General features: G+C 65.7%; 29 protein-coding genes and 1 tRNA gene. 14 read left to right on the forward strand and 16 right to left on the reverse strand.

Features of this window, described 5'->3' with window-relative positions; genetic code table 11:
* Positions 1-113: 113 nt before the first annotated feature.
* Positions 114-1,505, reverse strand: coding sequence for a cysteine--tRNA ligase (gene cysS, locus H7F16_RS08660; RefSeq protein WP_185797165.1), 1,392 nt, complete (start codon positions 1,503-1,505; stop codon positions 114-116).
* Positions 1,506-1,667: 162 nt separating this feature from the next.
* On the opposite strand from cysS, the gene H7F16_RS08665 reads away from it, so the two are divergent.
* A complete protein-coding gene (locus H7F16_RS08665; protein ID WP_185797166.1) occupies positions 1,668-3,047 on the forward strand; it encodes a pyridoxal phosphate-dependent decarboxylase family protein in 1,380 nt (459 codons plus the stop codon).
* A 34-nt stretch (positions 3,048-3,081) separates the two neighbouring features.
* On the opposite strand, the gene H7F16_RS08670 is transcribed toward H7F16_RS08665, so the two are convergent.
* The 3 genes from H7F16_RS08670 to H7F16_RS08680 all read right to left on the reverse strand — a co-directional run bounded on the left by H7F16_RS08670 (position 3,082) and on the right by H7F16_RS08680 (position 6,510).
* Positions 3,082-3,699, reverse strand: coding sequence for an outer membrane protein (locus H7F16_RS08670; RefSeq protein WP_185797167.1), 618 nt, complete (start codon positions 3,697-3,699; stop codon positions 3,082-3,084).
* Positions 3,700-3,920: 221 nt separating this feature from the next.
* Positions 3,921-5,723 carry an ABC-F family ATP-binding cassette domain-containing protein gene (locus H7F16_RS08675; RefSeq protein WP_185797168.1) on the reverse strand — a complete coding sequence of 601 codons (1,803 nt, stop codon included), beginning with the start codon at positions 5,721-5,723 and terminating at the stop codon, positions 3,921-3,923.
* A gap of 46 nt (positions 5,724-5,769) precedes the next feature.
* Positions 5,770-6,510, reverse strand: a complete 741-nt coding sequence (locus H7F16_RS08680; protein WP_338401984.1) for a GNAT family N-acetyltransferase — start codon at positions 6,508-6,510, stop codon at positions 5,770-5,772.
* A gap of 104 nt (positions 6,511-6,614) precedes the next feature.
* On the opposite strand from H7F16_RS08680, the gene msrB reads away from it, so the two are divergent.
* Positions 6,615-7,007, forward strand: coding sequence for a peptide-methionine (R)-S-oxide reductase MsrB (msrB, locus tag H7F16_RS08685; RefSeq protein WP_185797169.1), 393 nt, complete (start codon positions 6,615-6,617; stop codon positions 7,005-7,007).
* A gap of 63 nt (positions 7,008-7,070) precedes the next feature.
* Here the strand turns inward: msrB and H7F16_RS08690 are convergent, their stop codons facing one another.
* Positions 7,071-7,550: an outer membrane protein assembly factor BamE gene (locus H7F16_RS08690; protein ID WP_185797170.1), complete on the reverse strand. Its 480-nt coding sequence runs from the start codon at positions 7,548-7,550 to the stop codon at positions 7,071-7,073.
* A 209-nt stretch (positions 7,551-7,759) separates the two neighbouring features.
* Between H7F16_RS08690 and H7F16_RS08695 the strand changes: the two genes are divergently transcribed.
* The 8 genes from H7F16_RS08695 (at position 7,760) to H7F16_RS08730 (ending at position 13,270) form a co-directional block, all read left to right on the forward strand.
* The gene (locus tag H7F16_RS08695; protein WP_185797171.1) at positions 7,760-8,347 is read left to right on the forward strand and encodes a YceD family protein; all 588 of its coding nucleotides are present in this window, start codon (positions 7,760-7,762) and stop codon (positions 8,345-8,347) included.
* Between the two features lie 161 nt (positions 8,348-8,508).
* Positions 8,509-8,715: a 50S ribosomal protein L32 gene (gene rpmF, locus H7F16_RS08700; protein ID WP_185797172.1), complete on the forward strand. Its 207-nt coding sequence runs from the start codon at positions 8,509-8,511 to the stop codon at positions 8,713-8,715.
* A gap of 26 nt (positions 8,716-8,741) precedes the next feature.
* Positions 8,742-9,857 carry a phosphate acyltransferase PlsX gene (gene plsX / locus H7F16_RS08705; RefSeq protein ID WP_185797173.1) on the forward strand — a complete coding sequence of 372 codons (1,116 nt, stop codon included), beginning with the start codon at positions 8,742-8,744 and terminating at the stop codon, positions 9,855-9,857.
* A gap of 1 nt (position 9,858) precedes the next feature.
* Complete coding sequence (locus H7F16_RS08710) at positions 9,859-10,830, forward strand: beta-ketoacyl-ACP synthase III (protein WP_185797174.1); 972 nt, start codon at positions 9,859-9,861, stop codon at positions 10,828-10,830.
* Positions 10,831-10,920: 90 nt separating this feature from the next.
* Positions 10,921-11,223 carry an integration host factor subunit alpha gene (ihfA, locus tag H7F16_RS08715; protein ID WP_185797175.1) on the forward strand — a complete coding sequence of 101 codons (303 nt, stop codon included), beginning with the start codon at positions 10,921-10,923 and terminating at the stop codon, positions 11,221-11,223.
* Between the two features lie 15 nt (positions 11,224-11,238).
* The gene (locus H7F16_RS08720; protein ID WP_185797176.1) at positions 11,239-11,982 is read left to right on the forward strand and encodes a MerR family transcriptional regulator; all 744 of its coding nucleotides are present in this window, start codon (positions 11,239-11,241) and stop codon (positions 11,980-11,982) included.
* Between the two features lie 63 nt (positions 11,983-12,045).
* Positions 12,046-12,123, forward strand: a tRNA-Pro gene (locus H7F16_RS08725).
* A 73-nt stretch (positions 12,124-12,196) separates the two neighbouring features.
* Positions 12,197-13,270: a 2'-deoxycytidine 5'-triphosphate deaminase gene (locus H7F16_RS08730; RefSeq protein WP_185797177.1), complete on the forward strand. Its 1,074-nt coding sequence runs from the start codon at positions 12,197-12,199 to the stop codon at positions 13,268-13,270.
* A gap of 49 nt (positions 13,271-13,319) precedes the next feature.
* On the opposite strand, the gene H7F16_RS08735 is transcribed toward H7F16_RS08730, so the two are convergent.
* From H7F16_RS08735 to murI, 11 genes are all read right to left on the reverse strand, one after another.
* The gene (locus H7F16_RS08735; protein WP_185797178.1) at positions 13,320-13,508 is read right to left on the reverse strand and encodes a hypothetical protein; all 189 of its coding nucleotides are present in this window, start codon (positions 13,506-13,508) and stop codon (positions 13,320-13,322) included.
* A 5-nt stretch (positions 13,509-13,513) separates the two neighbouring features.
* Positions 13,514-14,161 (reverse strand): SMC-Scp complex subunit ScpB, encoded by a 648-nt coding sequence (gene scpB / locus H7F16_RS08740; RefSeq protein ID WP_185797179.1) that lies wholly within the window; start codon positions 14,159-14,161, stop codon positions 13,514-13,516.
* On the reverse strand, positions 14,158-14,946 hold the full coding sequence (locus H7F16_RS08745) for a segregation and condensation protein A (protein ID WP_185797180.1): 789 nt from the start codon (positions 14,944-14,946) through the stop codon (positions 14,158-14,160). The genes scpB and H7F16_RS08745 overlap by 4 nt, the downstream gene beginning before the upstream one ends.
* On the reverse strand, positions 14,936-15,952 hold the full coding sequence (locus H7F16_RS08750; protein ID WP_185797181.1) for a glycoside hydrolase family 3 N-terminal domain-containing protein: 1,017 nt from the start codon (positions 15,950-15,952) through the stop codon (positions 14,936-14,938). Before H7F16_RS08750 ends, H7F16_RS08745 begins: the two co-directional genes overlap by 11 nt.
* A complete protein-coding gene (locus tag H7F16_RS19885; protein ID WP_185797182.1) occupies positions 15,949-16,968 on the reverse strand; it encodes an SPOR domain-containing protein in 1,020 nt (339 codons plus the stop codon). The genes H7F16_RS08750 and H7F16_RS19885 overlap by 4 nt, the downstream gene beginning before the upstream one ends.
* A 71-nt stretch (positions 16,969-17,039) precedes the next feature.
* On the reverse strand, positions 17,040-18,785 hold the full coding sequence (gene argS / locus H7F16_RS08760) for an arginine--tRNA ligase (RefSeq protein ID WP_185797183.1): 1,746 nt from the start codon (positions 18,783-18,785) through the stop codon (positions 17,040-17,042).
* A gap of 68 nt (positions 18,786-18,853) precedes the next feature.
* Positions 18,854-19,252, reverse strand: coding sequence for a 3TM-type holin (locus H7F16_RS08765; protein ID WP_185797184.1), 399 nt, complete (start codon positions 19,250-19,252; stop codon positions 18,854-18,856).
* Positions 19,243-19,854, reverse strand: a complete 612-nt coding sequence (locus H7F16_RS08770; protein WP_422121118.1) for a holin-associated N-acetylmuramidase — start codon at positions 19,852-19,854, stop codon at positions 19,243-19,245. Before H7F16_RS08770 ends, H7F16_RS08765 begins: the two co-directional genes overlap by 10 nt.
* Before the next feature lie 65 nt (positions 19,855-19,919).
* Positions 19,920-20,369 (reverse strand): cytochrome c maturation protein CcmE, encoded by a 450-nt coding sequence (gene ccmE / locus H7F16_RS08775; RefSeq protein WP_185797555.1) that lies wholly within the window; start codon positions 20,367-20,369, stop codon positions 19,920-19,922.
* 19 nt (positions 20,370-20,388) lie between these two features.
* On the reverse strand, positions 20,389-21,417 hold the full coding sequence (gene argC, locus H7F16_RS08780) for an N-acetyl-gamma-glutamyl-phosphate reductase (RefSeq protein WP_185797186.1): 1,029 nt from the start codon (positions 21,415-21,417) through the stop codon (positions 20,389-20,391).
* 152 nt (positions 21,418-21,569) lie between these two features.
* Positions 21,570-22,382 (reverse strand): glutamate racemase, encoded by an 813-nt coding sequence (gene murI / locus H7F16_RS08785; protein WP_185797187.1) that lies wholly within the window; start codon positions 22,380-22,382, stop codon positions 21,570-21,572.
* A gap of 245 nt (positions 22,383-22,627) precedes the next feature.
* On the opposite strand from murI, the gene H7F16_RS08790 reads away from it, so the two are divergent.
* The 4 genes from H7F16_RS08790 to H7F16_RS08805 all read left to right on the forward strand — a co-directional run bounded on the left by H7F16_RS08790 (position 22,628) and on the right by H7F16_RS08805 (position 26,919).
* On the forward strand, positions 22,628-23,521 hold the full coding sequence (locus H7F16_RS08790; RefSeq protein ID WP_185797188.1) for a LysR family transcriptional regulator: 894 nt from the start codon (positions 22,628-22,630) through the stop codon (positions 23,519-23,521).
* Between the two features lie 470 nt (positions 23,522-23,991).
* Positions 23,992-26,151: a phosphoribosylformylglycinamidine synthase subunit PurL gene (gene purL, locus H7F16_RS08795; protein WP_185797189.1), complete on the forward strand. Its 2,160-nt coding sequence runs from the start codon at positions 23,992-23,994 to the stop codon at positions 26,149-26,151.
* Entirely contained in the window at positions 26,148-26,657 is a 510-nt protein-coding gene (locus H7F16_RS08800) for a GNAT family N-acetyltransferase (protein ID WP_185797190.1), read from the forward strand. Before purL ends, H7F16_RS08800 begins: the two co-directional genes overlap by 4 nt.
* Positions 26,658-26,682: 25 nt before the next feature.
* Positions 26,683-26,919 (forward strand): BolA/IbaG family iron-sulfur metabolism protein, encoded by a 237-nt coding sequence (locus H7F16_RS08805; RefSeq protein ID WP_185797191.1) that lies wholly within the window; start codon positions 26,683-26,685, stop codon positions 26,917-26,919.
* Positions 26,920-26,928 lie beyond the last annotated feature (9 nt).

Consider the following 26,928-nt stretch of genomic DNA (forward strand, 5'->3'; position numbering starts at 1 on the left):
GGCCGAGGGGGGCAGACAGCCCCCCTGCCCCGCGTTCGCCAAGGCAAAGGCCGGACGGGTCGCGCGACAAATTCCTTCGAAGGAATTTGCAAATTTCTTCAAAGAAATTTGCGTCACAGCAGGCCCTCCAGTTTCGCCGCATCGAAACCGGCACCGGCCAGCAGGTCAACGCCCGCCTTTGACATGCGCACCTCGACCCCTGCCGCCAGAAGCGCGGCCTTCATCGCGTCGACGGGGGCGAAATCCTTGGCCGCCATCGCCGTCTCGCGCAGGGCGGCGAGTTTCGCGGCATAGGGGGCAAGGTCCACCCCCGCCGTCGCCCATGCGCCAAGGTCGTCCGAAAGCAGCCCGAGGAGTGCGGCAGAGGCCTTGAGCGCCTGCGCATCGCCATTGGCCGCAAGGGCGTGGAGTTCGGCGATTGCGCCTGCGGTGTTCAGATCGTCGGACAAGGCGGCAAGAACGGCCTGCGCAGGAGAGGACGGGGCCACGCCAGCGGTCAGGCTGCGCCATTTGCGCAAGGTGGCTTCTGCCTGCGCGGCCTTTTCCGCCGTCCAGTCCATCGGGCGGCCGTAATGCGTGCCGAGAAAGACGAAGCGGATCACCTCGCCCGGGATGCCCTGATCCAGAAGATCGCGCACGGTGAAGAAGTTGCCCAAGCTTTTGGACATCTTCTTGCCCTCGACCTGAAGCATCTCGTTGTGCATCCAGACGCTGGCAAAGCCCGATTGCGGGTGGGCGCAGCAGCTTTGCGCGAGTTCGTTCTCGTGATGCGGGAATTGCAGGTCGATGCCGCCGCCGTGGATGTCGAAGGAGGCGCCGAGCAACTCGTAGCTCATGGCCGAGCATTCGATGTGCCAGCCGGGGCGGCCGCGGCCCCAGGGGCTGTCCCATCCGGGGGTTTCGGCGTCGGACGGCTTCCAGAGGACGAAGTCCATCGGGTCTTCCTTGAAGGGCGCGACCTCGACCCTTGCGCCTGCGATCATGTCATCGACCGACCGGCCCGAGAGGGCGCCGTAATTCGCATAGGACCGCACGCGGAACAGGACGTGCCCTTCGCGCGCATAGGCGTGGCCGCCTGCGATCAGGGTTTCGATCATGGCGATCATCGGGCCGATATAGGCGGTCGCGCGGGGTTCATGGTCGGGCCGCAGCGCGCCGAGCGCGTCCATGTCGGCGTGATACCAGCCGATCGTTTCCTCGGTCCGTTCGGCGATCAGCTCTTCGAGCGTGCCGCTTGCGCCTGCCTGTTTTCGCGACAGGGCGGTGGCGTTGATCTTGTCATCCACATCGGTGAAATTGCGGACGTAAGTGACATGATCCGCGCCATAGACATGGCGCAGCAGGCGGTAAAGCGTGTCGAACACCACCACGGGGCGGGCGTTGCCAAGGTGGGCGCGGTCATAGACCGTGGGGCCGCAGACATAGAGGCGCACATTCGCGGGATCGAGGGGAAGGAATTCCTCTTTCTTCCGTGTCTTCGAATTGTGCAGGCGGATCGTCGCCATCGTTTACCCCTATGCAGTCCGTGGCGCGGTCTAGCAACTTCGCGGCGGCTTGAAAACGTGCATCTGCACATGGCCTTGCACGGGCCCTTGCACGGGCCCTTGCACGAGCCCTTGCACGGGGCGGCGCGGCGTGGCCTTGTCTCGGCAAAAAGGGGGGGGCAGATGAATCACGACGATTTGCGCGACTGGTCGAAACGGGCTGCGGATTGGGCGCATGGCTATCATGCGGGGCTGCGCGACCGCCCCGTGCGCGCGCCGCTGGTGCCGGGGGCGATTGCGGGGCAGTTGCCCCCCGCCCCGCCCGAAGCGGCCGAGCCGATGGAGACGATCTTTGCCGATTTCGAGCGGATCGTGCCCGATGGCATGACGCATTGGCAGCACCCGAGGTTCTTTGCCTATTTCCCCGCCAATGCGGCACCCGCCTCGATGCTGGCCGAGCAATTGGCCAATGCCATCGCGTCGCAGGGGATGCTGTGGCAAACCTCGCCGGCGGCGACGGAAATCGAACAGGTGATGGTGTCGTGGCTGGCGCAGGCGCTGGGGTTGCCCGCGCGGTTCACGGGAACGATCCATGACAGCGCCACGACCGCCACGCTGTCGGCGGTGCTGACGATGCGCGAGCGGGCGCTTGACTGGGCGGGGGTGCAGGCGGGGCTTTCCGGGCAGCCGCGGTTGCGGCTTTACGCCAGCGCCGAGACGCATTCGAGCGTGGACAAGGCGGCGCGTGTTGCGGGGATCGGGCAAGAGAACCTTGTGAAGATTCCGACGGATGCACGGCTGTCGATGAAGCCGGGGGCGCTGGCGGGGGCGATTGCGGCGGACCTGAAGGCAGGGTTCGTGCCTGCGGGCGTGGTGCTCTGCGCGGGGGGCACCAGCGTGGGGGCCTTTGACCGGATCGCCGATTGCATCGCTGTGGCAAAATCGCACGGACTGCCCGTGCATGTCGATGCGGCATGGGCGGGGTCGGCCATGATCTGCCCCGAGTTCCGCAGCCTGTGGGACGGGGTCGAGGGGGCGGATTCGGTGGTGTTCAACCCGCACAAATGGCTGGGCGCGCAGTTCGATTGCGCGGTGCAGTTCATCGCGGACCCTGCCCCGCAGATCAGGACGCTTGGCCTGCGGCCGACCTATCTCGAAACGGCAGGGCGCGAGGAGATCACCAATTTCAACGAATGGACCGTGCCTTTGGGCCGCCGCTTCCGCGCATTGAAACTGTGGTTCACGCTGCGGGCCTACGGGTTGGAGGGGTTGCGCGCGCGCATCCGCAACCATGTGGCCTGGGCGCGCGATGCGAGGGATGCCCTCGCGGCGATCAAGGGGATCGACATCGTGACCGAACCCTCGCTGTCGCTGTTCAGCTTTGCGCTGGCAGACGAGGCCGCGACCGAGGCGCTTCTGGCGCGGATCAACGATGACGGGCGGATCTATCTGACGCAGACGCGGCATCAGGGGCGCTATGTCATACGGGTGCAGGTGGGGCAGTTCGACTGCACGCAAGAGGATGTGGCGATGATCGCAAAGGTCGTGGCCGAGATGATGTGAGAAAGGGCGGGCTGCATCGCCCGCCCTTCCGGCATCAGAAGCGGAAGTTGACCCGCGCCTGAACCGTGGTCATGTCGAAATCGGCCGCGTCGTTGCTGAGGCTGTGCTGAAGCACCTCGCCGCCGACCGAGAGTTGCTCGCTGAGCGCATATTCCGCGCCCAGACCGGCAAAGCGGCCTTCGAGCGTGTCGTTGCCGGCCAGCGTGTCCGAGAAATCGGCGCCGACGCGCGACATGCCGACGGTGCCATAGGCGAGCCACTGGCCGAAATCGACGCCGCCCATCAGCTTGAGGCTGGCCATGTTGTCGAAGCTTCCGGTAGCACCGTTGCCGATCTCGATGTTGGTCAGATCGTAGGCGAGTTCGGCGCCGCCGACGAAGGTGCCCCAGTCCATGCGGTAGCCGGCGTGGATGCCGCCGATCAGGCCGTCACCGCCGAAATCGAGCGCGTTCTCGACGGTGGCATTGCCGTTCACGCTGCCGTAGCCAAGCTGCGCACCGCCGTAGAAGCCGCCCCAGTCACCCGAGGGCGCGGGCGCGCGCATCGGCGCGGGGGCCGCCACGACCGCATCGTCGGCCACGATCACCGGACCGCCGGCAAAGGCCGGAGCGGCGCCAAGGATCGCGATCGAAAGCACTGCAAGTTTCATCATCTGTCTCTCCTTCAAGTTCCATCGGCGGCCCCCGTGTCAGGAGGTCGGGGCTGCCAGAGGGTTCACACCTGCGGGCTATCGATTTGAGAAACAAGACAACTTAAGCCGCCGATGCCGAAGGGGGCGGGACTTGGGCGGGAAGCCGCGATGCGCGACATGCCCTTTCGGCCAAAGATGGCCGAAGGGTTTGTAATTATTCACATATCCGCGATAGGCGGGAACTAGGCGCGTTCCTCGAGGTTCAACCATTCGGTTTCGGCCGCAGCAAGGGCTTGCTGCCGTTCAGCCAATGCCTCGGTCGCTTTGCGAAATTTCACCGGCTCTTTGGTGAAGAGGTCGGGGGCTGCGAGATAGTCGTGCAGCTTGGCGATTTCGGCCTCGATCCGTTCGATCAGGGCGGGCAGAGCCTCGAGCCGCTTGCGTTCGGTAAAGGTGAGCCCGTCGGATCTGGGTTCCGGCCTGGCTTCGGCCTTGGGCTGGGGTTTGTTGGCGTTGCGCTCGGCTTCGGCCTCGGCCTCGGGGCGTTGGGCGGCGTAATCGGACCAGCCGCCGGGGTAGACGGTGGCGCGGCCCTTGCCTTCGAGGGCGACGGTGGCCGTGGCGACGCGGTCGATGAAATCGCGGTCGTGGCTGACAAGAAGCACGGTGCCGTCATAATCGCCAAGGATATCTTGCAAGAGGTCGAGGGTTTCGACGTCGAGATCGTTGGTCGGTTCGTCGAGGATCAGCAGGTTCGAGGGCCGCGCCATGAGTTTGGCAAGCAGAAGACGCGCCTTTTCGCCGCCCGAGAGCGAGCGGACGGGGGCGCGGGCCTGACGTTCGTCGAACAGGAAGTCCTTGAGATAGGCCACCACATGCTTGGGCACGCCGCGCACCATGACCTGATCCGATGCGCCCGAGACGCGCATGGATGGATCGCCCGTCAGGTTGTCCCAAAGCGAGGCTTCGGGGTCGAGTTGGGCGCGGGTCTGGTCGAACACGGCGATTTCGAGGTTGGTGCCAAGGGTGACGCTGCCCTGATCGGGGGCCACCTCGCCCACCAGCATTTTGAGAAGCGTCGTCTTGCCAACACCGTTCGGGCCGACGAAGGCCACGCGGTCGCCCCGCAGCACGCGCAGGTCGAAGTTCTGGACGATGGTCTTTTCGCCGTAGGTCTTGAACAGCCCCTTGGCCTCGATCACGCGCTTGCCCGAGGTGGTGCCGGATTCGAATTCCATCGCGGCGGTGCCCTGACGGCGGATCATGGAGCCGCGTTCCTCGCGCAGGGCGGCAAGGGCGCGGACGCGGCCCTGATTGCGCTTGCGGCGGGCGCTGATGCCCTCGACGGCCCATTTCGCCTCGGCCTTGATCTTGCGTTCCAGCTTGTGGCGGGCTTCGTCTTCCTCGGCCCAGATGGTTTCGCGCCATTCCTCGAACCCGTCGAAACCCGATTCGCGGCGGCGCACCTCGCCCCGGTCGATCCAGAGCGTCGCGCGGGTGAGGGCGCGCAGGAAGGCGCGGTCGTGGGAGATGAGGACAAAGGCGGTGCGGGTGGTCGACAGCTCGGTTTCCAGCCATTCGATGGCCTGGATGTCGAGGTGGTTCGTCGGTTCGTCGAGCAACATCAGCTCGGGCGCCTCGGCGAGCAGCTTTGCCAGCGCGGCGCGGCGCCGTTCGCCGCCCGAGGCGGTGGCGACAGGGGTTTCGGGCCGGAATTTCAGCCCTTCGGCCACCATCGCGACGCGGTAGCTTTCGGATTCGTCCAGCGCGCTTGCGGCATAGTCGCCCAGCGTCTCGTAGCCGGACAGGTCGGGGTCCTGCTCCATATAGCCCACGGTCACGCCGGGGGGCACGACGCGGACGCCGTGATCGGGTTCGACGAGACCGGCCATCACCTTCATCAGGGTGGATTTGCCCGAACCGTTCCGGCCGACAAGCGCCACACGGTCGCCCGGTTGCACGACAAGGTCGAGACCGTCGAAGATGGGATTGCCGCCGAAGGTCAGCGAGATGCCGGAAAGCTGGAGGAGGGGTGCGCGTGCCATGCGCGAGGGGTTAGTCGGGCCGCGCGGGAAGGTCAATCAGGCTTGGTCAATCGGGCATGGTGGCCAGAGCGCGCAGAAGGCGGGCGCGGGCGGGCGGGATGCGGGCGATCTCGACGCCGGTAAAGACGTGGAGCGTGTTCAGATCGCGGTCGATCACGGCGTGGTCGCTGACCCATCCGCCCATCGCGAGATAGGTGCGCAACAGGGGCGGCAGCGATGCGACGCCCTGCTTGGGGTCGGCGCGGTATCCCCGCGTCAGGGCGGGATAGTCGAGCGCGTCGGCCCCTTGCAGGGGGGCGCGGTCGGACGGGGCGCGGTGGCGGGCCGCCAGATGGGCGAAGGCGTCGAGATGCGGCGCGGGATCGGTGCCGGAAAAGGAGGTGCAGCCGAAAAGCAGGGTCACGCCGTGGGCGTCGACGATCCGGGTCAGCCCCGCCCATGCGAGGCGCAGGATATCGGGGTCATGCCAGTCGGGATGCAGGCAGAAGCGGCCCAGTTCGAGGAAGGGGCCGGACAGGGCCGCGAGGCGTGCCAGGTCGTAGAAGCGGGCCGCGTAGCTTTGGCGCAGGGCGGCGGCATCGGGCAGAAGCTGGATGCGGAAGGCGGCGACGGTCGTGCCGGTGGCGGTGTCGGTGACGGTCGGATGCTGGCACAGCGCGTCGAGCGCGTCGCGGTCGCTTGCGCCCCCGCGAAAGCACAGCGCGCGCAGGGCGAAAGCGGCGTCGGGACGCTCGGTCAGGCTGTAGCGGCCCAGTTTCAGGGCGGGAAACGCGGCTGTCACGATCACTTGCCCCCCTTTCCCTTGGCGCGGCGGCTTGGCCGGATTAGATATGGCAGGCTGCGGGCGCGGGCTGCAAGCCGGTAGGTGCGCCGCAAGGATGGAGCGGGTGGATGGACAAGATCGTCAAATCGGATGCGGAATGGCGGGCGCAATTGCCCGAGCTGGCCTATAAGGTCACGCGCAAACACGCCACCGAGCGGGCCTTTACGCATGACAATTTTCCCAAGGAGGCCGGCACCTATATGTGCGTCTGCTGCGGTGCGCCGCTTTTCGAGCAGGCGACCAAATTCGACAGTGGCACCGGATGGCCCAGTTTCTGGAAACCGATCGACCCCGAGATGGTGGGCGAGCAAGAGGACCGCACGCTGTGGATGCGGCGGACGGAAGTGCATTGCAACCGCTGCGACGCGCATCTGGGCCATGTGTTTCCCGACGGCCCTGCCCCGACCGGCCTGCGCTATTGCATCAACGGCGTGGCGCTGACCTTCGAGCCGGAAAGCTAGGAAGAAACCGGCGCGGCCCCCGCTGCGGGGCCGCGTGGCGGCGATGGCAGGCCGGTTGCCGTGTCAGTTGTCGGCAAAGGCGCTCGGGCCGATCTTGCCGAAGCTGCCCAGAAGCTGGCGGATGAAGCCGATGCCCTTGATGTTGGTTTCGGTCACGCGGCGCGAGAGTTGCACGACCTTGCCGCGCTCGAGACCGAATCGCTCGATATTGGCGACCTTGCCGCCCTGATCGAAGGTGATCGAGACGACCTGACGGTCGATCTCGCGCGGCTCGAACGCGCCGCGATAGGCAAAGCGGCTTTGCACGTAGAACCAGCCCACATCGTTCAACAGGCCCGAGGCGGTGGGGCGACCGATCTTTTCGGTCACGGCATCGCGGCTGTCGCCCACCTGCACCAAGGCCAGTTCGTCATCGGTCGGGACGTAGCCGTGGTTGCGGTACAGGGTGGTGCAGGCGGTCACGACAATGAGCAGAAGGCCGATCAGGCCGAACCGGCCAGCCCCTGCGCCCGCGCGCTGCACCGTCTTTGCGATGAAACCCATCCCCGTCCCCATAGCTTTTGCCGCTTCGCCTTGTCACGCGCCTGCAAGCGACGTAATTGCCAAAGGGATTGCAGCCCCGGCGGCTTGTGGCTTCAGGCTTACAGAAGAGCGGCCCAGTGTTCAAGAATGGAACGGGGCCGGAAGGGCGGAGTTGCCCGCTTTGCCCGCAGCGGCCGCCGCCGCGACAAGGACGAAAAGGAGAAACGGTCATGTCCGATGCCCTGCCGCATGGCGCAGATGCCAAAGCCGACCTGCCGCTGTCGCATCCCTTGCGCGTGGCGAACCTGCCCAACCGCAAGCCGGTGCATTTCGACCTGAAGCCCGATGCGGCGACACGGGCGGCGATGGCCGAGGCGCTAGAGATCACCGCCCTGCCCGCCTTTCGCTTCAAGGGCGAGTTGCGGGCGGCCGGAAAGCGCGACTTCGTGTTGCAGGCCCAGATGGAGGCCACGGTGGAGCAACCCTGTTCGGTGACGCTGGCCCCGGTGGTCACGCCGCTACAGGAAGCGGTGGCGCGGCGCTATGACGCCGACTTTGCCTTTCCCGACGGCGAAGAGGCGGAGATGCCCGAGGATGACACGACCGAACCCCTGCCCGAGGTGATCGATCTGGGGGCTGTCGCCCTCGAGGCGCTGGCGCTGGCGCTGCCGCTCTATCCGCGCGCGCCGGGTGTGGAACTGGGCGAGGCCGTCTTTACCGCGCCCGGACAGGCCCCGCTGCGTGACGGCGACCTGAAACCCTTTGCCGGTCTGGCCGCGCTGAAAGACCGTCTGGGCGGGGGGGAAACGCCCGAATGAGGCGGTTGGAAAGGCGGGCAAGAAAGGGGCTTGCGCCCGTGCCAAATCCCGCTATTTTCCGCGCCTCGTTCGATGGCTGGACCACGCTCGCGATGCAGCGGGCAACCCACTGATCGCAAAGATAAATCCAGGGGCATGTCCCCGCTACCCGAGGTTGAGACATGGCTGTCCCTCAGAACCGAGTCACCCGTTCGCGCCGCAACATGCGTCGTTCGCATGACTCTTTGGTCGCAGGCAATCCGCAGGAATGCTCGAACTGTGGCGACCTGAAGCGCCCGCACCACGTGTGCCCCGCTTGTGGCCACTATGACGCGCGCGAAATCGTCGCCGTGGCGAAAGAAGTCGATCTGGACGAGGACGCGGCGTAAGCCGCCCCCGAGCCTAGCGTCGCATCATGGCCAACGGAACCACTCCGGAAACCAAGGCTGCGACGCCGGTCGTCATTTCCATTGACGCGATGGGCGGAGATCGCGGACCGGCAGCGGTGGTTGCCGGTCTTGTGCTGTCTGCCGAAACCTTTCCCGATATCGCCTTTCTGCTGCATGGCAACGAGGTCGAGCTTGGCAAACTGGTGTCGCGCGAGCCTGCGTTGCGGGGTCGCGTGACGCTTTGCCATGCCGAGCGCGTGGTCACCATGCATGACAAGCCCGCGCAGGTGATGCGCAACGGCGAAGGCACCAGCATGTGGTCCTGCATCGAAAGCGTGAAGCGTGGCGATGCGGCGGTGGCGGTGTCTTGCGGCAATACCGGCGCGTTGATGGCGCTTTCGCTGATCCGGCTGCGGCGTCTGCCGGGAATCAACCGTCCGGCCATCGCCAGTTTCTGGCCGTCGCGCAACCCGACCGGCTTCAACGTGATGCTGGACATGGGGGCCGACATCAAGGCCGACGCCGATGATCTGGTGCAATTCGCCACGATGGGCGCGAGCTATGCCCGCAACGGGCTGAAACTAACGCGGCCGCGCGTGGGCCTGTTGAATGTGGGCACCGAGGAACACAAGGGCCGCGCCGAGCTGAAAGAGGCGCAAGAGCGCCTGATCGCGCTGCAAGAGGTGGGCGATTTCGAATATGTCGGCTTTGTCGAGGGCAGCGATATCACCACGGCATCGGTCGATGTGATCGTGACCGACGGATTCACCGGCAATATCGCGCTGAAAACCGGCGAAGGCGTTGCCAAGCTGATCGCCGATGTGCTGCGCGAGGAATTCACCCGTTCAATCTGGTCGAAGATCGCGGCGGCGGTTGCGATGGGCACGCTGAAGCGGTTCCAACGGCGGATCGACCCGCGGCGGGCCAATGGCGGGGTGTTCCTTGGCCTGAACGGAACGGTCGTGAAATCGCATGGCTCGGCCGATGCGACGGGCGTCGCGGCGGCGGTGCGGCTGGCCTATCAGCTTGCGAAATCGGGCTTTCTGGAACGGCTGGCGGCACGGGTTGCTTCGGCCGATCAGGCGGGGCAGGATGCCGCGGCAAGAGCGGCCCCGTCGGGGGCAGAGGGCGGGACCACGTAAAATGACGATACGCGCCGTAGTAAAAGGCGTCGGGCATTACCTGCCCGAAAGGCTTGTCCCGAATTCCGAGTTGGAAACACTGGTCGAAACCTCGGACGAGTGGATCCGGTCGCGTTCGGGAATCGAGCGGCGGCATTTCGCGGCCGAGGGGCAGACCACCTCGGACCTTGGCACGCGGGCGGCGCAGGCGGCGCTGGCGGATGCGGGGCTGGTGGCGGACGATATCGACGCGATCATCCTTGCCACCTCGACCGCCGATCTGACCTTTCCGTCGGCGGCGACGATGATCCAGGCCAATCTGGGCATGACGCGGGGCTTTGCCTTTGACGTGCAGGCGGTCTGCGCGGGATTCGTTTTCGCCATGGCCAATGCCAATGCGCTGATCATCTCGGGTCAGGCCGAGCGGGTGTTGGTGATCGGGGCCGAGACCTTCTCGAAGCTGATGGACTGGACCGATCGCGGCACCTGCGTTTTGTTCGGCGACGGGGCGGGCGCGGTGGTGCTGGAGCGGGCCGAAGGCACCGGCAGCACCGAGGATCGCGGGATCCTTTCGACCGATCTGCATTCGGACGGACGGCACAGGGACATTCTTTACGTCGATGGCGGGGTTTCGACGGGACAGACCGGCCACTTGCGGATGCAGGGCAAGGAAGTCTTTCGCCATGCCGTTGAAAAGCTTGCGGAAACAGCGCATGCGGCTTTGGACAAGGTCGGGTTGACGGGCGGCGATGTCGACTGGATCGTGCCGCATCAGGCCAATATCCGCATCATCGAAGGCACGGCCAAACGCATGCAGGTGCCGATGGACCGCGTGGTGGTGACGGTGCAGGACCACGGCAACACCTCGGCCGCGTCGATCCCGCTGGCGCTTTCAGTGGGCAAGAGCCGCGGCCAGATCAAGCAGGGCGACCTGCTGGTGACCGAGGCGATTGGCGGCGGATTGGCATGGGGATCGGTGGTCCTGCGCTGGTGAGCGCCTGAAAACACCCCTGCAAGCTGTTGATATTGACTTGAGAAACCATTCCGACCATCCTTTGGTTAAATGCCGGGGGAGGTTTTGGTGATGAGCGAGAAGACTCTGACGCGGATGGACCTGAGCGAAGCGGTGTTCCGCGAGGTCGGTCTGTCGCGCAACGAAAGCGCGATGCTTGTCGAAAGCGTGCTGCAACACATGTCGGAAGCGCTGGCTTCGGGCGAGGTCGTGAAGATTTCGTCCTTTGGCACCTTTTCGGTCCGTGACAAGACGGCCCGCGTGGGCCGCAACCCCAAGACAGGCGACGAGGTGCCGATCAGCCCGCGCCGCGTGCTGACCTTTCGCCCCTCGCATCTGATGAAGGACCGGGTCGCCGCCGGATCGAAGAAGTAAGGGTCGCCGGCGCGGATGGACAAATCGCCCGACGCATTCCGCACGATCAGCGAGGTGGCCGAGCATCTCGACACGCCCGCCCATGTGCTGAGGTTCTGGGAAAGCCGCTTTCCCCAGATCCGGCCCGTGAAGCGGGCGGGCGGGCGGCGCTATTACCGCCCCGCCGATATGGCGCTGCTGGCGGGAATCAAGAAGCTGCTGCATGAGGACGGGCTGACCATACGCGGCGTGCAGAAGATCTTGCGCGAGCAGGGCGTGCGCCATGTGGCGGCCCTTGGCGGGATGGGTCCGGCCGCAGTGCCCGAGGCGGATGTCGAGGCTGTGCTGGCCGCCGAATTCGGCGTTGCGGCCGAGACGGCCAGCGATACGGCCGAGGTGCAGACGGCGCAGGTGATTTCGCTGGAAGCCGCCCTTGCGCGGCAGGCGGCCGCAACCGAAGCCCCTGCCCCGCCCGAGCCGGAGGACATTCCCGAAGCGCCCTTTGTCGAGGTCGAGGAAGCCCCCCTGCCCGAGCCGATCGCCTTTGCGCCGCCCCCTGCCCCGGAGGCGGCACAGGCCGATGACGCGACCGAGGAACGGGGCGAGGACGATTCGAAGCAGCCTGTTGAAACCCTTGGGGAAACCACCCTTGCCATGCGGTTGCGGCAGGCCGATCCGGCCGATCTTACGGCCAGCCGTGCCGAATTGGCGGCGATCCGCGCGCGTCTGGTCGAGCTGCGCGGGCGTCTGGCACTGGGCGTGCGGCGTCGGGCGCGGTGATTGACGTTTTGGCGGTTTTTCCTGCTTGCCCCTGCCCCGAAAAGCGGTATGTAGGCGGCGTGTCGGGCCGTGGCGCAGCCTGGTTAGCGCGTCCGTCTGGGGGGCGGAAGGTCGAGAGTTCGAATCTCTCCGGCCCGACCAACACCGAAACCGCCCGCCTGCCATCCGGCAGCGCGGGCGGTTCCGTTTCAGGCCTGCGGGGGGATGGGTCATGGTGACGACAGGCGTACTTCCGGCGCAGGCCATCTGCGGTTTGATCGGCACGGGCGCGATTGCGGCCCATCCGGCGGTGATCGAGGCGCAGGTGCAGCCGGCGAGCCTCGATCTGCGGTTGGGCACGGTGGCTTACCGCGTGCGGGCCAGCTTTCTTGCAGGGCACGGGCGGACGGTGGCCGAGCGCATCGCGGAATTCGAGATGCACGCGGTAGACCTGTCGAATGGCGCGGTTCTGGAAAAGGGCTGCGTCTATGTGATTCCGCTGATGGAGGGGCTGGCCCTGCCTGCGGGGATCACGGCGGTGGCCAATGCGAAATCCTCGACCGGGCGGCTGGATCTGCTGACGCGGACCATCACGGATGGCGGCGCAGAGTTCGACCGGATTCCCGACGGATACAAAGGCCCGCTTTACGCCGAGGTCTGCCCGCGCAGTTTTTCGGTGCTGGTGCGGCCGGGAATGCGGTTGAACCAGATCCGGTTCCGCAGCGGGCAAGCCGTGGTGTCGGATGCCGAACTGGCAAGGCTGCATGCCAGCGAGGGGCTGGTGTCGGGCGAGGCGGTGATTTCGGATGGCTTGGGCTTTTCGGTCGATCTGCGGCCCGCGACAGGCGATCTGGTGGGCTATCGCGCCAAGCCGCATACGGGGGTGATCGATCTGGACAGGATCGGGCATTATCCGGCGGGCGAGTTCTGGGAGGAGGTCCGCACCAGCGAGGGGCGGATCATCCTTGACCCCGGTGCCTTCTACATTCTGGTCAGCCGCGAGGCCGTGACGATCCCGCCCGACTATGCGGCCGAGATGGCCCCCTATCTGGCGATGGTGGGCGAATTCCGCGTGCATTACGCAGGCTTCTTCGACCCCGGTTTCGGCCATGCGGCGGCGGGGGGCGCGGGGTCGCGCGGCGTGCTGGAAGTGCGCTGCCACGAGGCGCCCTTTGTGCTGGAACACGGGCAGGTCGTGGGGCGGCTGGTCTACGAGCATATGGCCGAGCGGCCCGATACGCTTTACGGCCGCGAGATCAGATCGAACTATCAGGGTCAGGGTCTGAAACTGGCGAAACAGTTCAAATAGCGCGCAAATTCCTTGGAAGGAATTTGCAAATCCGTTCGAACGGAATTGGCTACCAGAGTTTGCGGCCGATGCGGATCGACTGGTTCAGCCGTTTTATCGTCGCCCGCGTCTGCGGATCGGGCTTTGCGCCCTTTTCTTCCGGCCCCGCGAAGCGGTCGAAGCCTGCGTCGATGCCGCGGTTGACCAGACGGCGGATGATCGGGTTCAGGATCATCATCAGAAGTTTCGACAGGTCCATTTTCACTAATCCTCGAACAATTCGCTTTGGCCGGTGGTGGCCTCGTCCTCGTCATCCTGTTTTTGCATGCTGCCCGGGAGGGGGCGGTTGTCGAGCAGGCCCGCCGCGCGCAATTCCTTGAGGCCCGGAAGATCGCGGGCGGATTCAAGGCCGAAATGGTCGAGGAAATGTTCGGTCACGACAAAGGTGACGGGGCGACCGGGGGTCATGCGGCGGCGGCCAAGGCGGATCCAGTCGAGTTCGAGAAGCTGGTCGATGGTTCCGCGCGAGACGGCGACGCCGCGGATTTCCTCGATCTCGGCGCGGGTGACGGGCTGGTGATAGGCGACGATGGCAAGGGTTTCGATGGCGGCGCGCGACAGTTTGCGCTGTTCCACGGTTTCCTTTTGCAACAGGTGGCCAAGATCGGCGGCGGTGCGGAAGGCATGGGCATCCCCCACGCGCACCAGATGCACGCCGCGCCCTTCGTAGCGTTTGCGCAGGTGGACCAAAGCTTCGGCCGGGTCGCAGCCGTGGGGCATGCGGGCCTGAAGCTCGGACACGGTGACGGGGTCTGCGCTGGCAAAGAGGATGGCTTCGACCATGCGCTCTTGCTCGCCCATCGGGGGGGCTTCGAACAGGGTCTTTTCGATGGGTTCGGGCGTGTCGGTCATGCGCCGTCCCTTCGGCGAAGCTGGATCGGCGAGAAGGTTTCGCCCTGCCGCAGTTCGACCTGTCCGCGTTTGGCAAGTTCGAGGATGGCGGCGAAATGCGCGGCGGTCGATGACCGGCGGCGCATCGGGTTCACGTCCCAGCCTTCGGGCAGGAAAGAGGTGAGGTCGGCCCAGTCACCGGCATAGCCGATCAGGCCGCGCATCCGGTCGAGCGCCTGTTCCATCGTGAAAACGTGGTCGCGGTCCATCACGAAGGGGCGGAATTCGTCCTTGGTGCGGATGCGGGCATAGGCGCGCATCAGGTCGATCAGGGTGGCGGTATAGGTCACGGTGCGGTGGCGGGTGACGTCTTCCGGCACGCCACGGGCAAAGATATCGCGGCCCAACTGGTCGCGCGCCATCAGGCGGGCGGCGGCTTCGCGCATGGCTTCGAGGCGTTCGAGCTGGAAGGCGAGATGTGCGGCGAGTTCTTCGGCCGAGGGGCCGTCATCGCCGGGATCGGGCGGCAGCAGGAGGCGCGATTTCAGGAAGGCAAGCCAGGCGGCCATGACAAGGTAATCGGCGGCAAGCTCGATCCGCAGCGCGCGGGCGCGTTCGACGAAAACCATATACTGGTTGGCAAGTTCCAGAACCGAGATGCGGCGCAGATCGACCTTTTGCGTGCGCGACAGGGTCAGCAGCAGGTCGAGCGGGCCTTCGAAGCCGTCGACATCGACGATCAGCGCCTCGGAGGCGAGGCGTTCGGCCGGGGTGAGGCGTTCGGCTTCGCTCCAGTCATCGGACATGGGCGGCACCGGAGAGGGCGTTGAATTCGGCCAGAAGCGCGTCGATGTCGGCAGGTTCCGGGTCGCGGCGGCAGCGCAGGGCCGCGGCGGCACGGGTGGCCGTGGCGGCGGACATGCGGCCTGCGGCGGCGGCGACGGCCTGCATTTCGGCCATGTCGCCCTTGCAATGCAGGGCGATGTCGCAGCCTGCGGCGATGGAGCGGGCCGCACGTTCGGCCAAGGTGCCGGACAGGGCCTGCATGTTGAGGTCATCGGTCATGAGAAGGCCGGAAAAGCCGATCTCGTCGCGGATCACGCGGATCATTTCGGGCGATTGCGTGGCGGGATGATCCGCATCATGCGCGGCAAAGACGATATGGGCCGTCATCGCCATAGGCAGGTCGTTCAGGGCGCGGAAGGGGGCGAAATCGGTGTCGCGCAGGGTGGCCCTGTCTACGGTGACGGTGGGCAGGTCGTGATGCGTGTCGGCCGATGAGCGGCCATGTCCGGGAAGGTGCTTGATGACGGGCAGCACGCCGCCGGCAAGGAAGCCGTCGGCGACGGCGCGGGCGATGCCGGTCACAAGGCCGGGGTTGCCGCCGTAGCAGCGGTTCTTCAGGAAAGGATGGGTTTCGGGCAGAGCCAGATCGGCGCAGGGGGCGCAATTGGCGTCGATGCCCACGGCACGCAATTCGGCCGCCATGACCCGCGCGCGCAGGGCCATGACCAGTGCCGCATGCGGGCCAGCGGCTTCGACCTGATCGAGCGGGGGCAGCCATTCGCGCCAATGCGGCGCGCGCAGGCGCTGGACGCGCCCCCCTTCCTGATCGACCAGAACCGGAGCCTCGCGCCCGACGCTGTCGCGCAGGTCAGAGGTGAGGCGGCGCAGCTGGTCGGGGGTTTCGACGTTGCGGGCAAAGACGATGAAACCGAAGGGGTCGGCGTCACGGTAGAAGGCGCGTTCGTCGGCGGTCAGCACAGGCCCGGAACAGCCGAAGATCGTGGCCCCTGTCGGTCGGGCTGTCATCGTTGTTCGACCGGAATGCAGGCGGCGTTCTGTTCGAGCAGCGTCAGGCAGAAACTGCGGGTTTCGGCCTCGTCCGCGAAGCCGTGGGCGCGCAGGCGGAAAAAGGTGGAGCCGCCGCTTTCGGCGGATTGCACGACCATCGCCTTGCCCGCAAAGGCGGGGCCGAACTGGTTGGTCAGCTTGAGCCATTCGCCCCGCGCCTGATCGGCGGTGTCGAAGGCGCCAAGCTGGACAAGGCGCGTGCCGACGGGAATGGCGGAAGGGTCCACCTCGACCACGGGCGGCGGGGCGGCGGTTTCGGCCAAGGCGGGGGCGGTGTCGGTGGCGGCGGGGTCGGTTGCCACGGACGCGGCGCCAAAGCTGGCCGGACGCGCGAGAGGGCGCGTCGACGGCGCGGCGGCGGCGGCTTCGGGTGCGGCGGTTTCGGGCGTTGCGACATCGGTCGCGGCAAGGGTGGTATCAACGCTGCCCACGTCTTCCTCGATGCTGGCGGCATCGGGATCGGCGGCGAGGGCTTCGGCAAGGGCCTTGGCCACGGCGTCGGCATCGGCCCCGCCTTCGGTGGCGGCAAGGGGGGCCACGGGGGCCACGACGGGGGCAAGGGCGGTGTCTTGCAACGGGGTAGCAGGGGCCGCGCCGTTCAGGTCTTCGGCGGCGGCGTCCTCATCGGTCAGTTCGACGGGGCGCGGGGCGAGGATGAGCTGTTCGGGCGGGGGCGCTGCGGCGCCGAGGGCTGCGACGTCATTGACGGCAAGACCCTGATGGGCGGCCACCTCGCCGCCCGGATTGGCGGGGGCCATGCGCATCGGCCCCTCGAGCGCGCGGACGACGGGAATGCCGTTCACGTCGCGCACGGCGAGTTTGTAGCCCCAGACACCAAGGCCGATCACCAAGGCGACCGAGCTGACGGCACCCGCGATGTTCACCAGCCGCGAGGGTTGCAACCCCCGCGCCTCGGTCCGCCCGTCGGCTGCACCGTAGCCGTCATCGAAATCTTCGAAGTCCACGTCCGCCATGCCCTGCCTCATACGGGGTGGTTGGACCCGCCCCGCCAAATGCCCGCCTTCTCTGGTCGGACGCTTGTTTTTCAGCGCATTTCCTCGACCGGAGTGACGCCCAAGATAGCAAGACCGCTGCAAATCACAACCGAAACGGCCCGGGCAAGGGCGATTTTCGCTTGGGACGTTGCCGATTCACCTTCCTGAATGAAGCGGAGCGAGGTGTCGTCGTTGCCACGGTTCCACAGGCCGTGGAAATCAGAGGCGAGTTCGTAGAGGTAGAAGGCGACGCGGTGCGGTTCGTTGTTGCGGGCGGCGATTTCGACAAGGCGCGGCCATTCGGCGAGTTTCTTGGCGAGGGTCACTTCGGCCTCGTGGGTCAGGCCCGCAAGGTCAGCGGCGGAAAGCGTGGCGTCATCGACGGCAAGCCCGGCCTCGCGCGCTTTGCGCAGGACGGAATTGATGCGGGCGTTGGCGTATTGGACGTAGAAAACGGGGTTGTCCTTGGACTGTTCCAGCACCTTGTCGAAGTCGAAGTCGAGTGCTGCGTCGTTCTTGCGGGTCAGCATCACGAAGCGCGTGACGTCTGCCCCCGCCTGTTCGACCACATCGCGCAGGGTGACGAAGGTCCCTGCCCGCTTGGACATCTTGAAGGGTTCGCCGTTCTTGTAAAGCTTCACAAGCTGGATCAGCTTGATGTCGAGCGGCACGCGGCCGTTCGACAGGGCCGAGACGGCGGCCTTCATGCGTTTGACGTAGCCGCCGTGGTCGGCCCCGAAAATGTCGATCAGCGCGTCGAAGCCGCGACGCACCTTGTTGTAGTGATAGGCGATGTCGGGGGCGAAATAGGTCCATGAGCCGTCGGATTTCTTGACCGGGCGGTCGACATCGTCGCCATGCGCGGTCGAGCGGAACAGCGTCTGGATGCGCGGTTCCCAGTCGTCGGGTTCCTTGCCCTTGGGCGGTTCGAGCGTGCCTTCGTAGATCAGGCCCATGCTGCGCAGGGTTTCGATCGCGGCCTCGATCTCGCCCGTGCCGTAAAGCGCCTTTTCGGAGGAGTAGACATCCATCTGCACGCCGAGCAGGGCGAGGTCGCCACGGATCTCCTCCATCATCATGGCCGAGGCGAAGTCGCGCACGTCCCTGAGCCAGACGGATTCGGGCTGGTCGAGAAGCGAGGTGCCGTATTTGGCCTTGAGCGCCTCGCCCACGGGGATGAGATAGTCGCCGGGGTAAAGGCCTTCGCGGATTTCGGGAGAGAGGCCGTTCGCCTCGCGGTAGCGTTCAAAGGCGGAGCGGGCGAGGACATCGACCTGCGCGCCGCCGTCGTTGATGTAATATTCGCGCGTGACGTTCCAGCCGGCAAAGGCCAGCAGGCGGGCGAGCGCATCGCCGAATACCGCGCCGCGCACATGGCCCACGTGCATCGGCCCCGTGGGGTTGGCCGAGACGAATTCGACGTTGACCTTGAGCCCCGCGCCAAGGTTGGCGCGGCCATAGGCGATGCCTTGGGTCAGCACCGAACGCACGAGGCCCTGCCAGATCACCGGATTGAGCCGCAGGTTGAGGAAGCCCGGCCCGGCCACATCGGCCCCCGCGATGCGCGGATCGGCCATCAGGCGGGATGCGAGGGCATCGGCGATGGCGCGGGGTTGCAGCCCTGCGGGCTTGGCCAGCACCATCGCGGCATTGGTTGCCATATCGCCGTGGGCGGCATCGCGCGGGGGTTCGACGGCAACGGCAGCGAAATCGAGACCTGCGGGAAGTTGGCCTTCGGCGGCCATTTCGTTCAGCGCGGCAAGGACGAGGTCCCGGATATCCGAGAAGAGGTTCATTTGATCAAGTTCCTGTCTGGTTGCCTTTGGCAATGCCAGAGGCATCCCGACAGGTCAAGGACGGCCCGTCAGGGTTGGGCCTTTTGCCAGTCATCCAAGGCGGCATTGGGTTCCGCCGGTGCCGATTGCGGCGGGCTGGCGGGACGGTTGCGCAGGTAATGGGTTTCGCGCGCGCCAAAGGTAAAGGTTATGACCCCGCCGATCAGCCACCACAGCGCCTCGGGCATGTTGGCAAGCGCGGTCATGCGGGCCGAGAACCCCGCAGGGTCAAGCATGGCGTAGCCGACAAGCAAAAGCGCGCCAAGCGCCATGATCGGGCGCGGCAGGCGGTTCACGGCGTCGACCATCTGGTCATAGCGCCCTGCCCGTTTGGCGGCGGCCGGCATTTCGGCGTTCAGCGCATCGGCAAGGGCGCGCAGGGTGGCGGTCGCCTCGGTCGAGGAAAGAAGGCGGTCGATCAGGCCCATGTGGCTGTCCTTTCGCGGTGTTGGCTGTCGGTGAGGTGGTAGCGCGGGGCGATGAAACGCTCGGCGCGGGTGATCCAGCCGCCCTTGCCGCCATCGCGCCGGCGGGCAAAGCGGCGCAGGACGGGGCGGGCGCCGGCAAGGGCGTAGTAGTAATTGCGCCGCGCGATGCCATAGGCGCAGGCGAGATGGTCGGGTGCGGCGCGGGCGGCGGCGGCGGCGGCCCGGGCGGTCTGCGGGCCGACATGGCCATCGACGGCGCAGGGAAAGCCCATTCTGTTCAGAAGTTTCTGAAGGATACGAACCGCTTGCGCGCCAGAGTTCACCTGCATGTCAAAGACCGAAGGTTGCAGGATTTCAGGCAGCAGGGACAGGCGCGGGCGGTGGAAGAATTCCGCCACATAGATCTCGGCCGTCTGGTCAAGCGTCAGGGCAAGAAGATCGGCGGTGTCGCAGCGGCCATCATGGTTCAGGTCGAGATGCAGGCGGCGCAAGGTCGAGAGGGTCACGCCGCGATGGGTCGGCCCGCCCGGATCGGCCGGATCATCGACGTAGCCGCCTTCGGATTGCGCGATGTCGCGGGCCAGTGCTGCGATGTCCATGATGCCCCCATTCCGTTCGGGGGCAGCATGGCAAAGCGGGGTTAACGCGGGCCTAGGGCTGCGCGCGCCTAGCTGCCGGGTTTCGGCTCGACATAGACGCCCTGTTCCTTCAGCGCGTCGACGACCTCTTTGGGCATGTAGGTTTCGTCATGTTTGGCAAGGATTTCGGTGGCGACGAAGGTGCCGTTCACCATGCTGCCGGTGCCGACCATGCCCTGGCCTTCGGCAAAAAGGTCGGGCAACACGCCGGTATAGCTGACGGGGACCGAGGTTTTGGTGTCGGTGACGCTGAAACTGATGGTGCTGCCCTGACCGCGTTTGAGCGAGCCTTCCTCGACCAGTCCGCCGATGCGGAACACCTCGCCCTCGGCGGGGGCCTTCTCGGCGATCTGGCTGGGCGAGCGGAAAAAGTTGATCCCGTCGCGCATGGCATAGCCGATCAGCGCGGTCGAGCCGACCAGAAGCACCGCGGCCAGCGCGATGATCTGGATGCGGCGCTGCTTCTTGAGGCCCTTCATTCCGGCCATGGCATTCTCCTTACGGGAAGACCGGAGCGAGCATAAGCCCGTCGGTTTCCCCAAGCCCAAGGATCAGGTTCGCGTTCTGGATGGCCTGACCCGACGAGCCTTTGGTCAGGTTGTCCAGAACCGCGATCACCACGGCGCGTCCGGCGATGCGGTCGCCGATCACGCCGATATGGCAGAAGTTGGAGCCTGCGATGTCGCGTGTCGAGGGGAGTGCGCCGAAAGGAAGCACCCTAAGGAAGGGTTCGTCCGCATAGGCGGCGGCCAGCGTGGCATGGACCGCCTTCGCATCGCCCCGCACATAGGTCGTGGCAAGGATGCCGCGGTTCATCGGCAGAAGGTGCGGGGTGAATTGCACCAGCACGGGACGGCCCGCGATTTTCGAGAATTCCTGATCGAATTCGCCCAAATGACGGTGCTTGCCGCCCGCCGAATAGCTGTGCGTGCCGCCCGAAAGCTCGGCGTGGAGCAGATTTTCCTTGAGCGAGCGCCCCGCGCCGGACACCCCGGCCTTGAGGTCGATCAGGATATCGTCAAGGTCGATCACCCCGCCCGCAATCAGCGGGCGCAGGGCATATTGGCCGGTGGCCGCGTTGCAGCCCGTGCCCGCGATCAGCCGGCCCTTGCGGATGTCGTCGCGGTAGAATTCGGTCAGGCCGTAGACCGCTTCCTTTTGCAGATCGGGCGCGGCATGGGGCTGGCCATACCATTTTTCGTATTCCGCCACGTCGCGCAGCCGGAAATCGGCGGAAAGATCGACGATCTTGAGGCTGCGCGGCAGCTCTTTGATGACGGCCTGTGTGGTGGCATGCGGCAGGGCGCAGAAGCACAGGTCGATGCCGGAAAAGTCGATCTCGTCGATCTTCACCAGCTTGGGCAGGGTCAGGTGACGCAGGAAGGGGAAGACATCGGCCATCTCCATCCCCGCCTTGCGGTCGGCCGAAAGCGCGGTGATGCGCAGACCCGGATGGGTTGCGATGAGGCGGACAAGCTCTGCCCCCGTGTAGCCGGAAGCGCCGAGGATGGCGACGGATGCGGTCATGGGCTTACCCCCCTTGGCATGGATGGGGCTGTGATGGGGGAAAACAGATTGGAGGGCAAGGGGTCAGAGGCCCGCCGCCCGACGCGGGGCTTCATTGATCCGTGATGACAAGCAGGCTGCGGCGGCTATGACACCGCAAGGCTGGTTGCGGGTCACGCCGCTTCAAACACCACCCGCTTGCGCAGGAATTGCGTGGCGCGGTCCGAGACGCTTCTTGCGTCGCCCGTTGTCAGGAACTTCGAGTCCGTCCCCGAGCCCAGAAACTCGGGCCGGCGTGCCAGATAGTCGGCCAGCGACTCGGCCACGAGGTTGGCTTGGGAATAGACCTTGACCCCCTGCCCCAGCGCCTCTTGAAACACCTTTTGCATCAGGGGGTAGTGGGTGCAGCCAAGGATGGCGGCTTCGGGTGCGGGCATGCGGCGTTTGAGGGCTTCGACATGGCTGCGCACCAAGGCCTCGGCCAGAATCTCGTCGCCCTGTTCGATGGCGTCGACCACGCCGCCGCAGGGTTGCGCCTCGACATCGACGCCGATGGCGCGGTAGGCCAGTTCGCGCTGGAAGGCGCGGCTTGCGACGGTGGCGGGAGTGGCGAAAAGGGCCACATGCTTCACCGCAACCTCGCGCGGGGGAGAGTTGTCGCCCCATTGGCGTTCGGTCAGCGCCTCGATCAGGGGGACGAAGACGCCAAGGACGCGCTTGTTGGGCGGCACCCAGGTTTCCTGCATCCGTTTCAATGCGGCGGCGGATGCGGTGTTGCAGGCGAGGATGACAAGATCGCAGCCCTCGGCCCAGAGACGTTCGGTCGCGGCGCAGGTGAGGTTGAAGATATCCTCGTGGTCGCGCACGCCATAGGGCGCGTGGGCATTGTCGCCAAAGTAGACAAAGGGCACATCGGGCAGGCGGCGCGCCACGGCGTCATAGACGGTCAGGCCGCCAAGGCCACTGTCGAAGATGCCAACCGCCATATCTGCCCCCTGCCCCGCCCTTTGGCGTGTTCGCTGCTGCCTGTGGCCGATCATAGGCGCTAAGTGCCGCCTGCGAAAGACGGTTGCGCCGCCAAGGCGGGCGACGGACGCCGGATTTGCCCATGCGGCGTGCAATCGCAGGTTTTGTGGCAGCAAGCGACCTATGCAGGATTTACATGGCTGCTATACTGTTTACATGGGGGCTGGGGACAGCGGGGGTTGGCACGGGCAGAAGGACGGGCGCGATGGACTGGGACAAGCTGAGGATTTTCCATGCGGTGGCGGACAAGGGATCGCTGACCCATGCGGGCGAGGTGTTGCACCTGTCGCAATCGGCGGTCAGCCGGCAGATCCGCGCGCTTGAGGAAAGCCTGAATGTCACGCTGTTCCACCGCCACGCGCGGGGGCTGATCCTGACCGAACAGGGCGAATTGCTGTTCGATGCCACGCAACAGATGGTCAAGCGGCTCGATGCCACCGCCGCCCGCATCCGCGACAGCGAGGACGAGGTTTTCGGTGAATTGCGGGTGACCACGACCACGGGCTTCGGCACGCTGTGGCTGGCCCCGCGCCTGACGGCGCTTTACCAGAAATATCCGGGGCTGAAGATCGACCTGATGCTGGAAGAGCGCGTGCTTGACCTGCCGATGCGCGAGGCGGATGTGGCGATCCGGATGAAAGAGCCGTCGCAGGCCGACCTGATCCGCAAGCGGCTGATGAACATCAAGATGCGGCTTTACGCGACACCGGAATATCTGGCGGAACATGGCACGCCGCTGACGATGGCCGAATTCAACAGCCACCGCCTGATCTGCCAGCACCCCGGCACGGCGCAGGTCGCGGCGGGGGCGACGCTGGTGCAGCAGCTGATGTCGAACGACATTCCGTCGATGCTGACGGTGAACAACTACTTCGGCGTGCTGCAAGGGGTGATAAACCATATCGGCATCGGGGTTCTGCCCGATTACATCACCGAGGACCTGCCGCATCTGGTCAGGGTGCTGCCCGAGGTGGAAAGCGGCGAGGTGCCGGTGTTCCTTGCCTACCCAGAGGAGCTGCGCCATTCCAAGCGGGTCGCGGCGTTCCGCGAGTTCGTGACCGAGGAAATCTTCAAATACCGCAAGCGCGAACAGGCCTGAGAAGGCGCCTGAGAACGGGCAACGCGGCAAGCCCGAGGGTGGCCCGAGGGTGGCCCAGACGGCCACGCGAAACAAGCCATGCAAGAAATGCATAGCGGCAATGCTGCGTTCGCAGCATGGTTTGTCTTGCGGCACCGCGCCCCAGACCCTAAATGCATCGGCGAGGCGGTGATTGAGGTTTCTCTCACCACCTCATACCTCCCTGTTGGACTTGGCCGAGCGGAACCTCGGCCTTTTTTTTGCTTTCGCCCCAACTATCGCCACCGCTGCACGCCAAAGCGACAGGGCGGGGCCGGGGCGACCAAAATCAGGGCAGAGATGAAAGACCGCGCCTGCGGGTTCTGGCGGGGACGATTCGGCTTTGCAGAAAATTCGGCGGCAAGGCCGCAGGGAAAGGCTTGGCCCCTTTCCCTTTTGGGGGGTTGACGGTAAAGCGCCTGCAAGGACGCCGTCTTGCAAGGGATGCAACCATGACCGAACCCGCCATCACACCGGAACTGATCGCATCCCACGGGCTGAAGCCCGACGAATACCAGCGGATCCTGCAGATCATCGGGCGCGCGCCGACCTTTACCGAGCTTGGCATCTTCTCGGCCATGTGGAACGAGCATTGTTCCTATAAGTCGTCGAAGAAATGGCTGCGCACGCTGCCGACCACGGGGCCGCAGGTGATTTGCGGGCCGGGCGAGAATGCGGGGGTTGTCGATATCGGCGACGGTCAGGCGGTGATCTTCAAGATGGAGAGCCACAACCACCCCAGCTACATCGAACCGCATCAGGGGGCGGCGACGGGTGTGGGCGGCATCTTGCGCGATGTGTTCACGATGGGCGCGCGGCCGATCGCTGCGATGAACTCGTTGTCTTTCGGGGTGCCGGAACACCCCAAGACCAGCCATCTGGTGAAAGGCGTCGTCGAAGGCGTGGGCAGCTATGGCAATGCCTTTGGCGTGCCGACGGTCGGGGGCGAAGTGCGCTTTCACCGCAGCTACAACGGCAACTGCCTTGTGAACGCATTCGCCGCCGGATTGGCCGATGCGGACAAGATCTTCTATTCGGTCGCCAGCGGCGTCGGCATGCCGGTCGTCTACCTTGGCGCCAAGACGGGGCGCGACGGGGTGGGCGGTGCCACGATGGCATCGGCCGAATTCGACGACACGATCGAGGAAAAGCGCCCCACCGTGCAGGTCGGCGACCCCTTTACCGAAAAGCGTCTGCTCGAAGCCTGCCTTGAGCTGATGGCCTCGGGCGCGGTGATTTCGATTCAGGACATGGGGGCTGCGGGTCTTACCTGTTCGGCGGTCGAGATGGGCGACAAGGGCGGCTTGGGCATCAAGCTGCAATTGAATGACGTGCCGCAGCGCGAGGCGAACATGACCGCCTATGAAATGATGCTGTCGGAAAGCCAGGAGCGGATGCTCATGGTGCTGAAGCCGGAGCTCGAGGATGTGGCGCGGGCGATTTTCGTCAAATGGGACCTCGATTTCGCCATCGTGGGCGAGACGATCCCCGAGGACCGCTTCCTGATCCTGCATGGAACCGAGGTCAAAGCCGACCTGCCGCTGTCGAAACTGTCGTCGAGCGCGCCGGAATATGACCGCCCCTGGGTGGAAACGCCCGCCGCCGCACCGCTGGCCGATGTTCCGGCGATTGGCGCGATTGCGGGGCTGCGGGCGCTGATCGGGTCGCCCAGCTACGCGCAGAAGGCATGGGTCTACGAGCAGTATGACAGCATGGTCATGGCCGATACCGTGGTGGCCCCCGGCGCGGGTGCGGGCGTGGTGCGGGTGCATGGCACGGGCAAGGCGCTGGCCTTCACCAGTGACGTGACGCCGCGCTATGTGAAGGCCAACCCCTTCGAGGGCGGCAAGCAGGCCGTTGCGGAAGCCTATCGCAACCTCTGCGCCGTGGGGGCGAGGCCTTTGGCGACGACCGACAACCTGAACTTCGGCAACCCCGAAAAGCCCGAGATCATGGGGCAGTTCGTGGGTGCGATCAAAGGCATCGGGGCTGCGGTCGCGGCGCTGGATATGCCCATCGTGTCGGGCAACGTGTCGCTTTACAACGAAACCGACGGGTCGGGCATTCTGCCGACGCCGACGATCGGCGCGGTGGGGATTTTGTCGTCGCTGGACGAGCTGATCGCGGGGCGTCCGGTTGCGGGCGATGCGGCGGTGCTGATCGGTGTGACCGAGGGGCATCTGGGCCAATCGGCGGTGCTGGCCGAGATGTTCGGGATCGAGGCGGGCGATGCGCCGCGCATCGATCTGGCGGCCGAGCGCAGGCATGGCGAATTCCTGCGGGCGAACCGTGCGCTGGTGCGGGCGGCGACCGATCTGGCCGATGGCGGCCTTGGGCTGGCGGCCTTTGAAATGGCCGAAGGCGCGGGGCTGGGTGTCACGCTTCCCGTTTCGGAAGCGGGCTTCCTGTTCGGCGAGGATCAGGCGCGCTATCTGGTGGCCTGTTCGGCGGCAAATGCCGAAAAGCTGGTGGCGGCAGGCAAGGCGGCAGGTGTGCCCGTTGCGGTCGTGGGCAGCTTTGGCGGCGAGGTCGTGGCCTTCGGGTCCGAGGCCGCGTCTTTGGCGGAGCTGTCGAACCTTTATCGCAGCGCATTCGCCAAGGCGGTGGCGTGAAGCTTCGCGCCGCGACCCCGGACGATTTCCCATTCATCCGGTCGCTGGCGCAGCGGCCGGACTATGCGCCCTTTATCACCGACGAGGACGAGGTGGCGCTGGCGGCCTATCTGGCCGATCCCAAGGCGCGGCTGCTGATTGCCGGGGATGACGCGGGGCCGATGGGGTCGGCCCTGTTTTGCGAGATTGGCGACCCTTCGGGACGGGTGGAATTGCGGCGTCTTGCCCTTGCGCGGGCGGGTCGTGGCGAGGGTGCGGCCTTTGTGCGGATGCTGGTGGATTACGCATTTGCCGAATTCCAGGCGGGCAAGCTGTGGCTTGACGCCTCGGGCGAGAATCTGCGCGCGCAAAAGGTTTACGAACGGGCGGGTTTCACGCTTGAAGGGCGGTTGCGCGACCACTGGTTCCGGCCTGTGCTGGGGCGCAACGTCGACGTCATGCTTTACGGGATGCTGCGGTCGGAATGGGCGGCATTGACCCTTGCGGCCCCTGCCCCGCGCGCCTAAATTCGGCTCAAAGAGGGAGACCGCAATGGCCGTTGACGCGCGCGATATCGAAAACCTTATCCGGGCCAGCTTTCCGAATGCCAAGATCACGGTCGAGGGCGATGACGGGCAGCATTTCGCGGCGGAAGTGATCGATGCGAGTTTCAAGGGCATGAACCGTGTCCAGCAGCAGCGGGCGGTCTATGCCGCGCTGAAGGGCAAGATGGATGGCGCGCATGGAGAGCTGCATGCGCTGGCGCTGACGACCAAGGCGCCGGAATGAACGCATGGG

The sequence above is a fragment of the Paragemmobacter straminiformis genome, assembly GCF_014243445.1.
GTDB classification, from domain to species: domain Bacteria; phylum Pseudomonadota; class Alphaproteobacteria; order Rhodobacterales; family Rhodobacteraceae; genus Paragemmobacter; species Paragemmobacter straminiformis.

Bases quoted from the DNA above. Each gene is read 5' to 3' on its own strand.
- cysS (WP_185797165.1), bottom strand. From the start codon at position 1,505: ATGGCGACGATCCGCCTGCACAATTCGAAGACACGGAAGAAAGAGGAA.
- H7F16_RS08665 (WP_185797166.1), top strand. From the start codon at position 1,668: ATGAATCACGACGATTTGCGCGACTGGTCGAAACGGGCTGCGGATTGG.
- H7F16_RS08670 (WP_185797167.1), bottom strand. From the start codon at position 3,699: ATGATGAAACTTGCAGTGCTTTCGATCGCGATCCTTGGCGCCGCTCCG.
- H7F16_RS08675 (WP_185797168.1), bottom strand. From the start codon at position 5,723: ATGGCACGCGCACCCCTCCTCCAGCTTTCCGGCATCTCGCTGACCTTC.
- msrB (WP_185797169.1), top strand. From the start codon at position 6,615: ATGGACAAGATCGTCAAATCGGATGCGGAATGGCGGGCGCAATTGCCC.
- H7F16_RS08690 (WP_185797170.1), bottom strand. From the start codon at position 7,550: ATGGGTTTCATCGCAAAGACGGTGCAGCGCGCGGGCGCAGGGGCTGGC.
- H7F16_RS08695 (WP_185797171.1), top strand. From the start codon at position 7,760: ATGTCCGATGCCCTGCCGCATGGCGCAGATGCCAAAGCCGACCTGCCG.
- rpmF (WP_185797172.1), top strand. From the start codon at position 8,509: ATGGCTGTCCCTCAGAACCGAGTCACCCGTTCGCGCCGCAACATGCGT.
- plsX (WP_185797173.1), top strand. From the start codon at position 8,742: ATGGCCAACGGAACCACTCCGGAAACCAAGGCTGCGACGCCGGTCGTC.
- H7F16_RS08710 (WP_185797174.1), top strand. From the start codon at position 9,859: ATGACGATACGCGCCGTAGTAAAAGGCGTCGGGCATTACCTGCCCGAA.
- ihfA (WP_185797175.1), top strand. From the start codon at position 10,921: ATGAGCGAGAAGACTCTGACGCGGATGGACCTGAGCGAAGCGGTGTTC.
- H7F16_RS08720 (WP_185797176.1), top strand. From the start codon at position 11,239: ATGGACAAATCGCCCGACGCATTCCGCACGATCAGCGAGGTGGCCGAG.
- H7F16_RS08735 (WP_185797178.1), bottom strand. From the start codon at position 13,508: ATGGACCTGTCGAAACTTCTGATGATGATCCTGAACCCGATCATCCGC.
- scpB (WP_185797179.1), bottom strand. From the start codon at position 14,161: ATGACCGACACGCCCGAACCCATCGAAAAGACCCTGTTCGAAGCCCCC.
- H7F16_RS08745 (WP_185797180.1), bottom strand. From the start codon at position 14,946: ATGTCCGATGACTGGAGCGAAGCCGAACGCCTCACCCCGGCCGAACGC.
- H7F16_RS08750 (WP_185797181.1), bottom strand. From the start codon at position 15,952: ATGACAGCCCGACCGACAGGGGCCACGATCTTCGGCTGTTCCGGGCCT.
- H7F16_RS19885 (WP_185797182.1), bottom strand. From the start codon at position 16,968: ATGGCGGACGTGGACTTCGAAGATTTCGATGACGGCTACGGTGCAGCC.
- argS (WP_185797183.1), bottom strand. From the start codon at position 18,785: ATGAACCTCTTCTCGGATATCCGGGACCTCGTCCTTGCCGCGCTGAAC.
- H7F16_RS08765 (WP_185797184.1), bottom strand. From the start codon at position 19,252: ATGGGCCTGATCGACCGCCTTCTTTCCTCGACCGAGGCGACCGCCACC.
- ccmE (WP_185797555.1), bottom strand. From the start codon at position 20,369: ATGAAGGGCCTCAAGAAGCAGCGCCGCATCCAGATCATCGCGCTGGCC.
- argC (WP_185797186.1), bottom strand. From the start codon at position 21,417: ATGACCGCATCCGTCGCCATCCTCGGCGCTTCCGGCTACACGGGGGCA.
- murI (WP_185797187.1), bottom strand. From the start codon at position 22,382: ATGGCGGTTGGCATCTTCGACAGTGGCCTTGGCGGCCTGACCGTCTAT.
- H7F16_RS08790 (WP_185797188.1), top strand. From the start codon at position 22,628: ATGGACTGGGACAAGCTGAGGATTTTCCATGCGGTGGCGGACAAGGGA.
- purL (WP_185797189.1), top strand. From the start codon at position 23,992: ATGACCGAACCCGCCATCACACCGGAACTGATCGCATCCCACGGGCTG.
- H7F16_RS08805 (WP_185797191.1), top strand. From the start codon at position 26,683: ATGGCCGTTGACGCGCGCGATATCGAAAACCTTATCCGGGCCAGCTTT.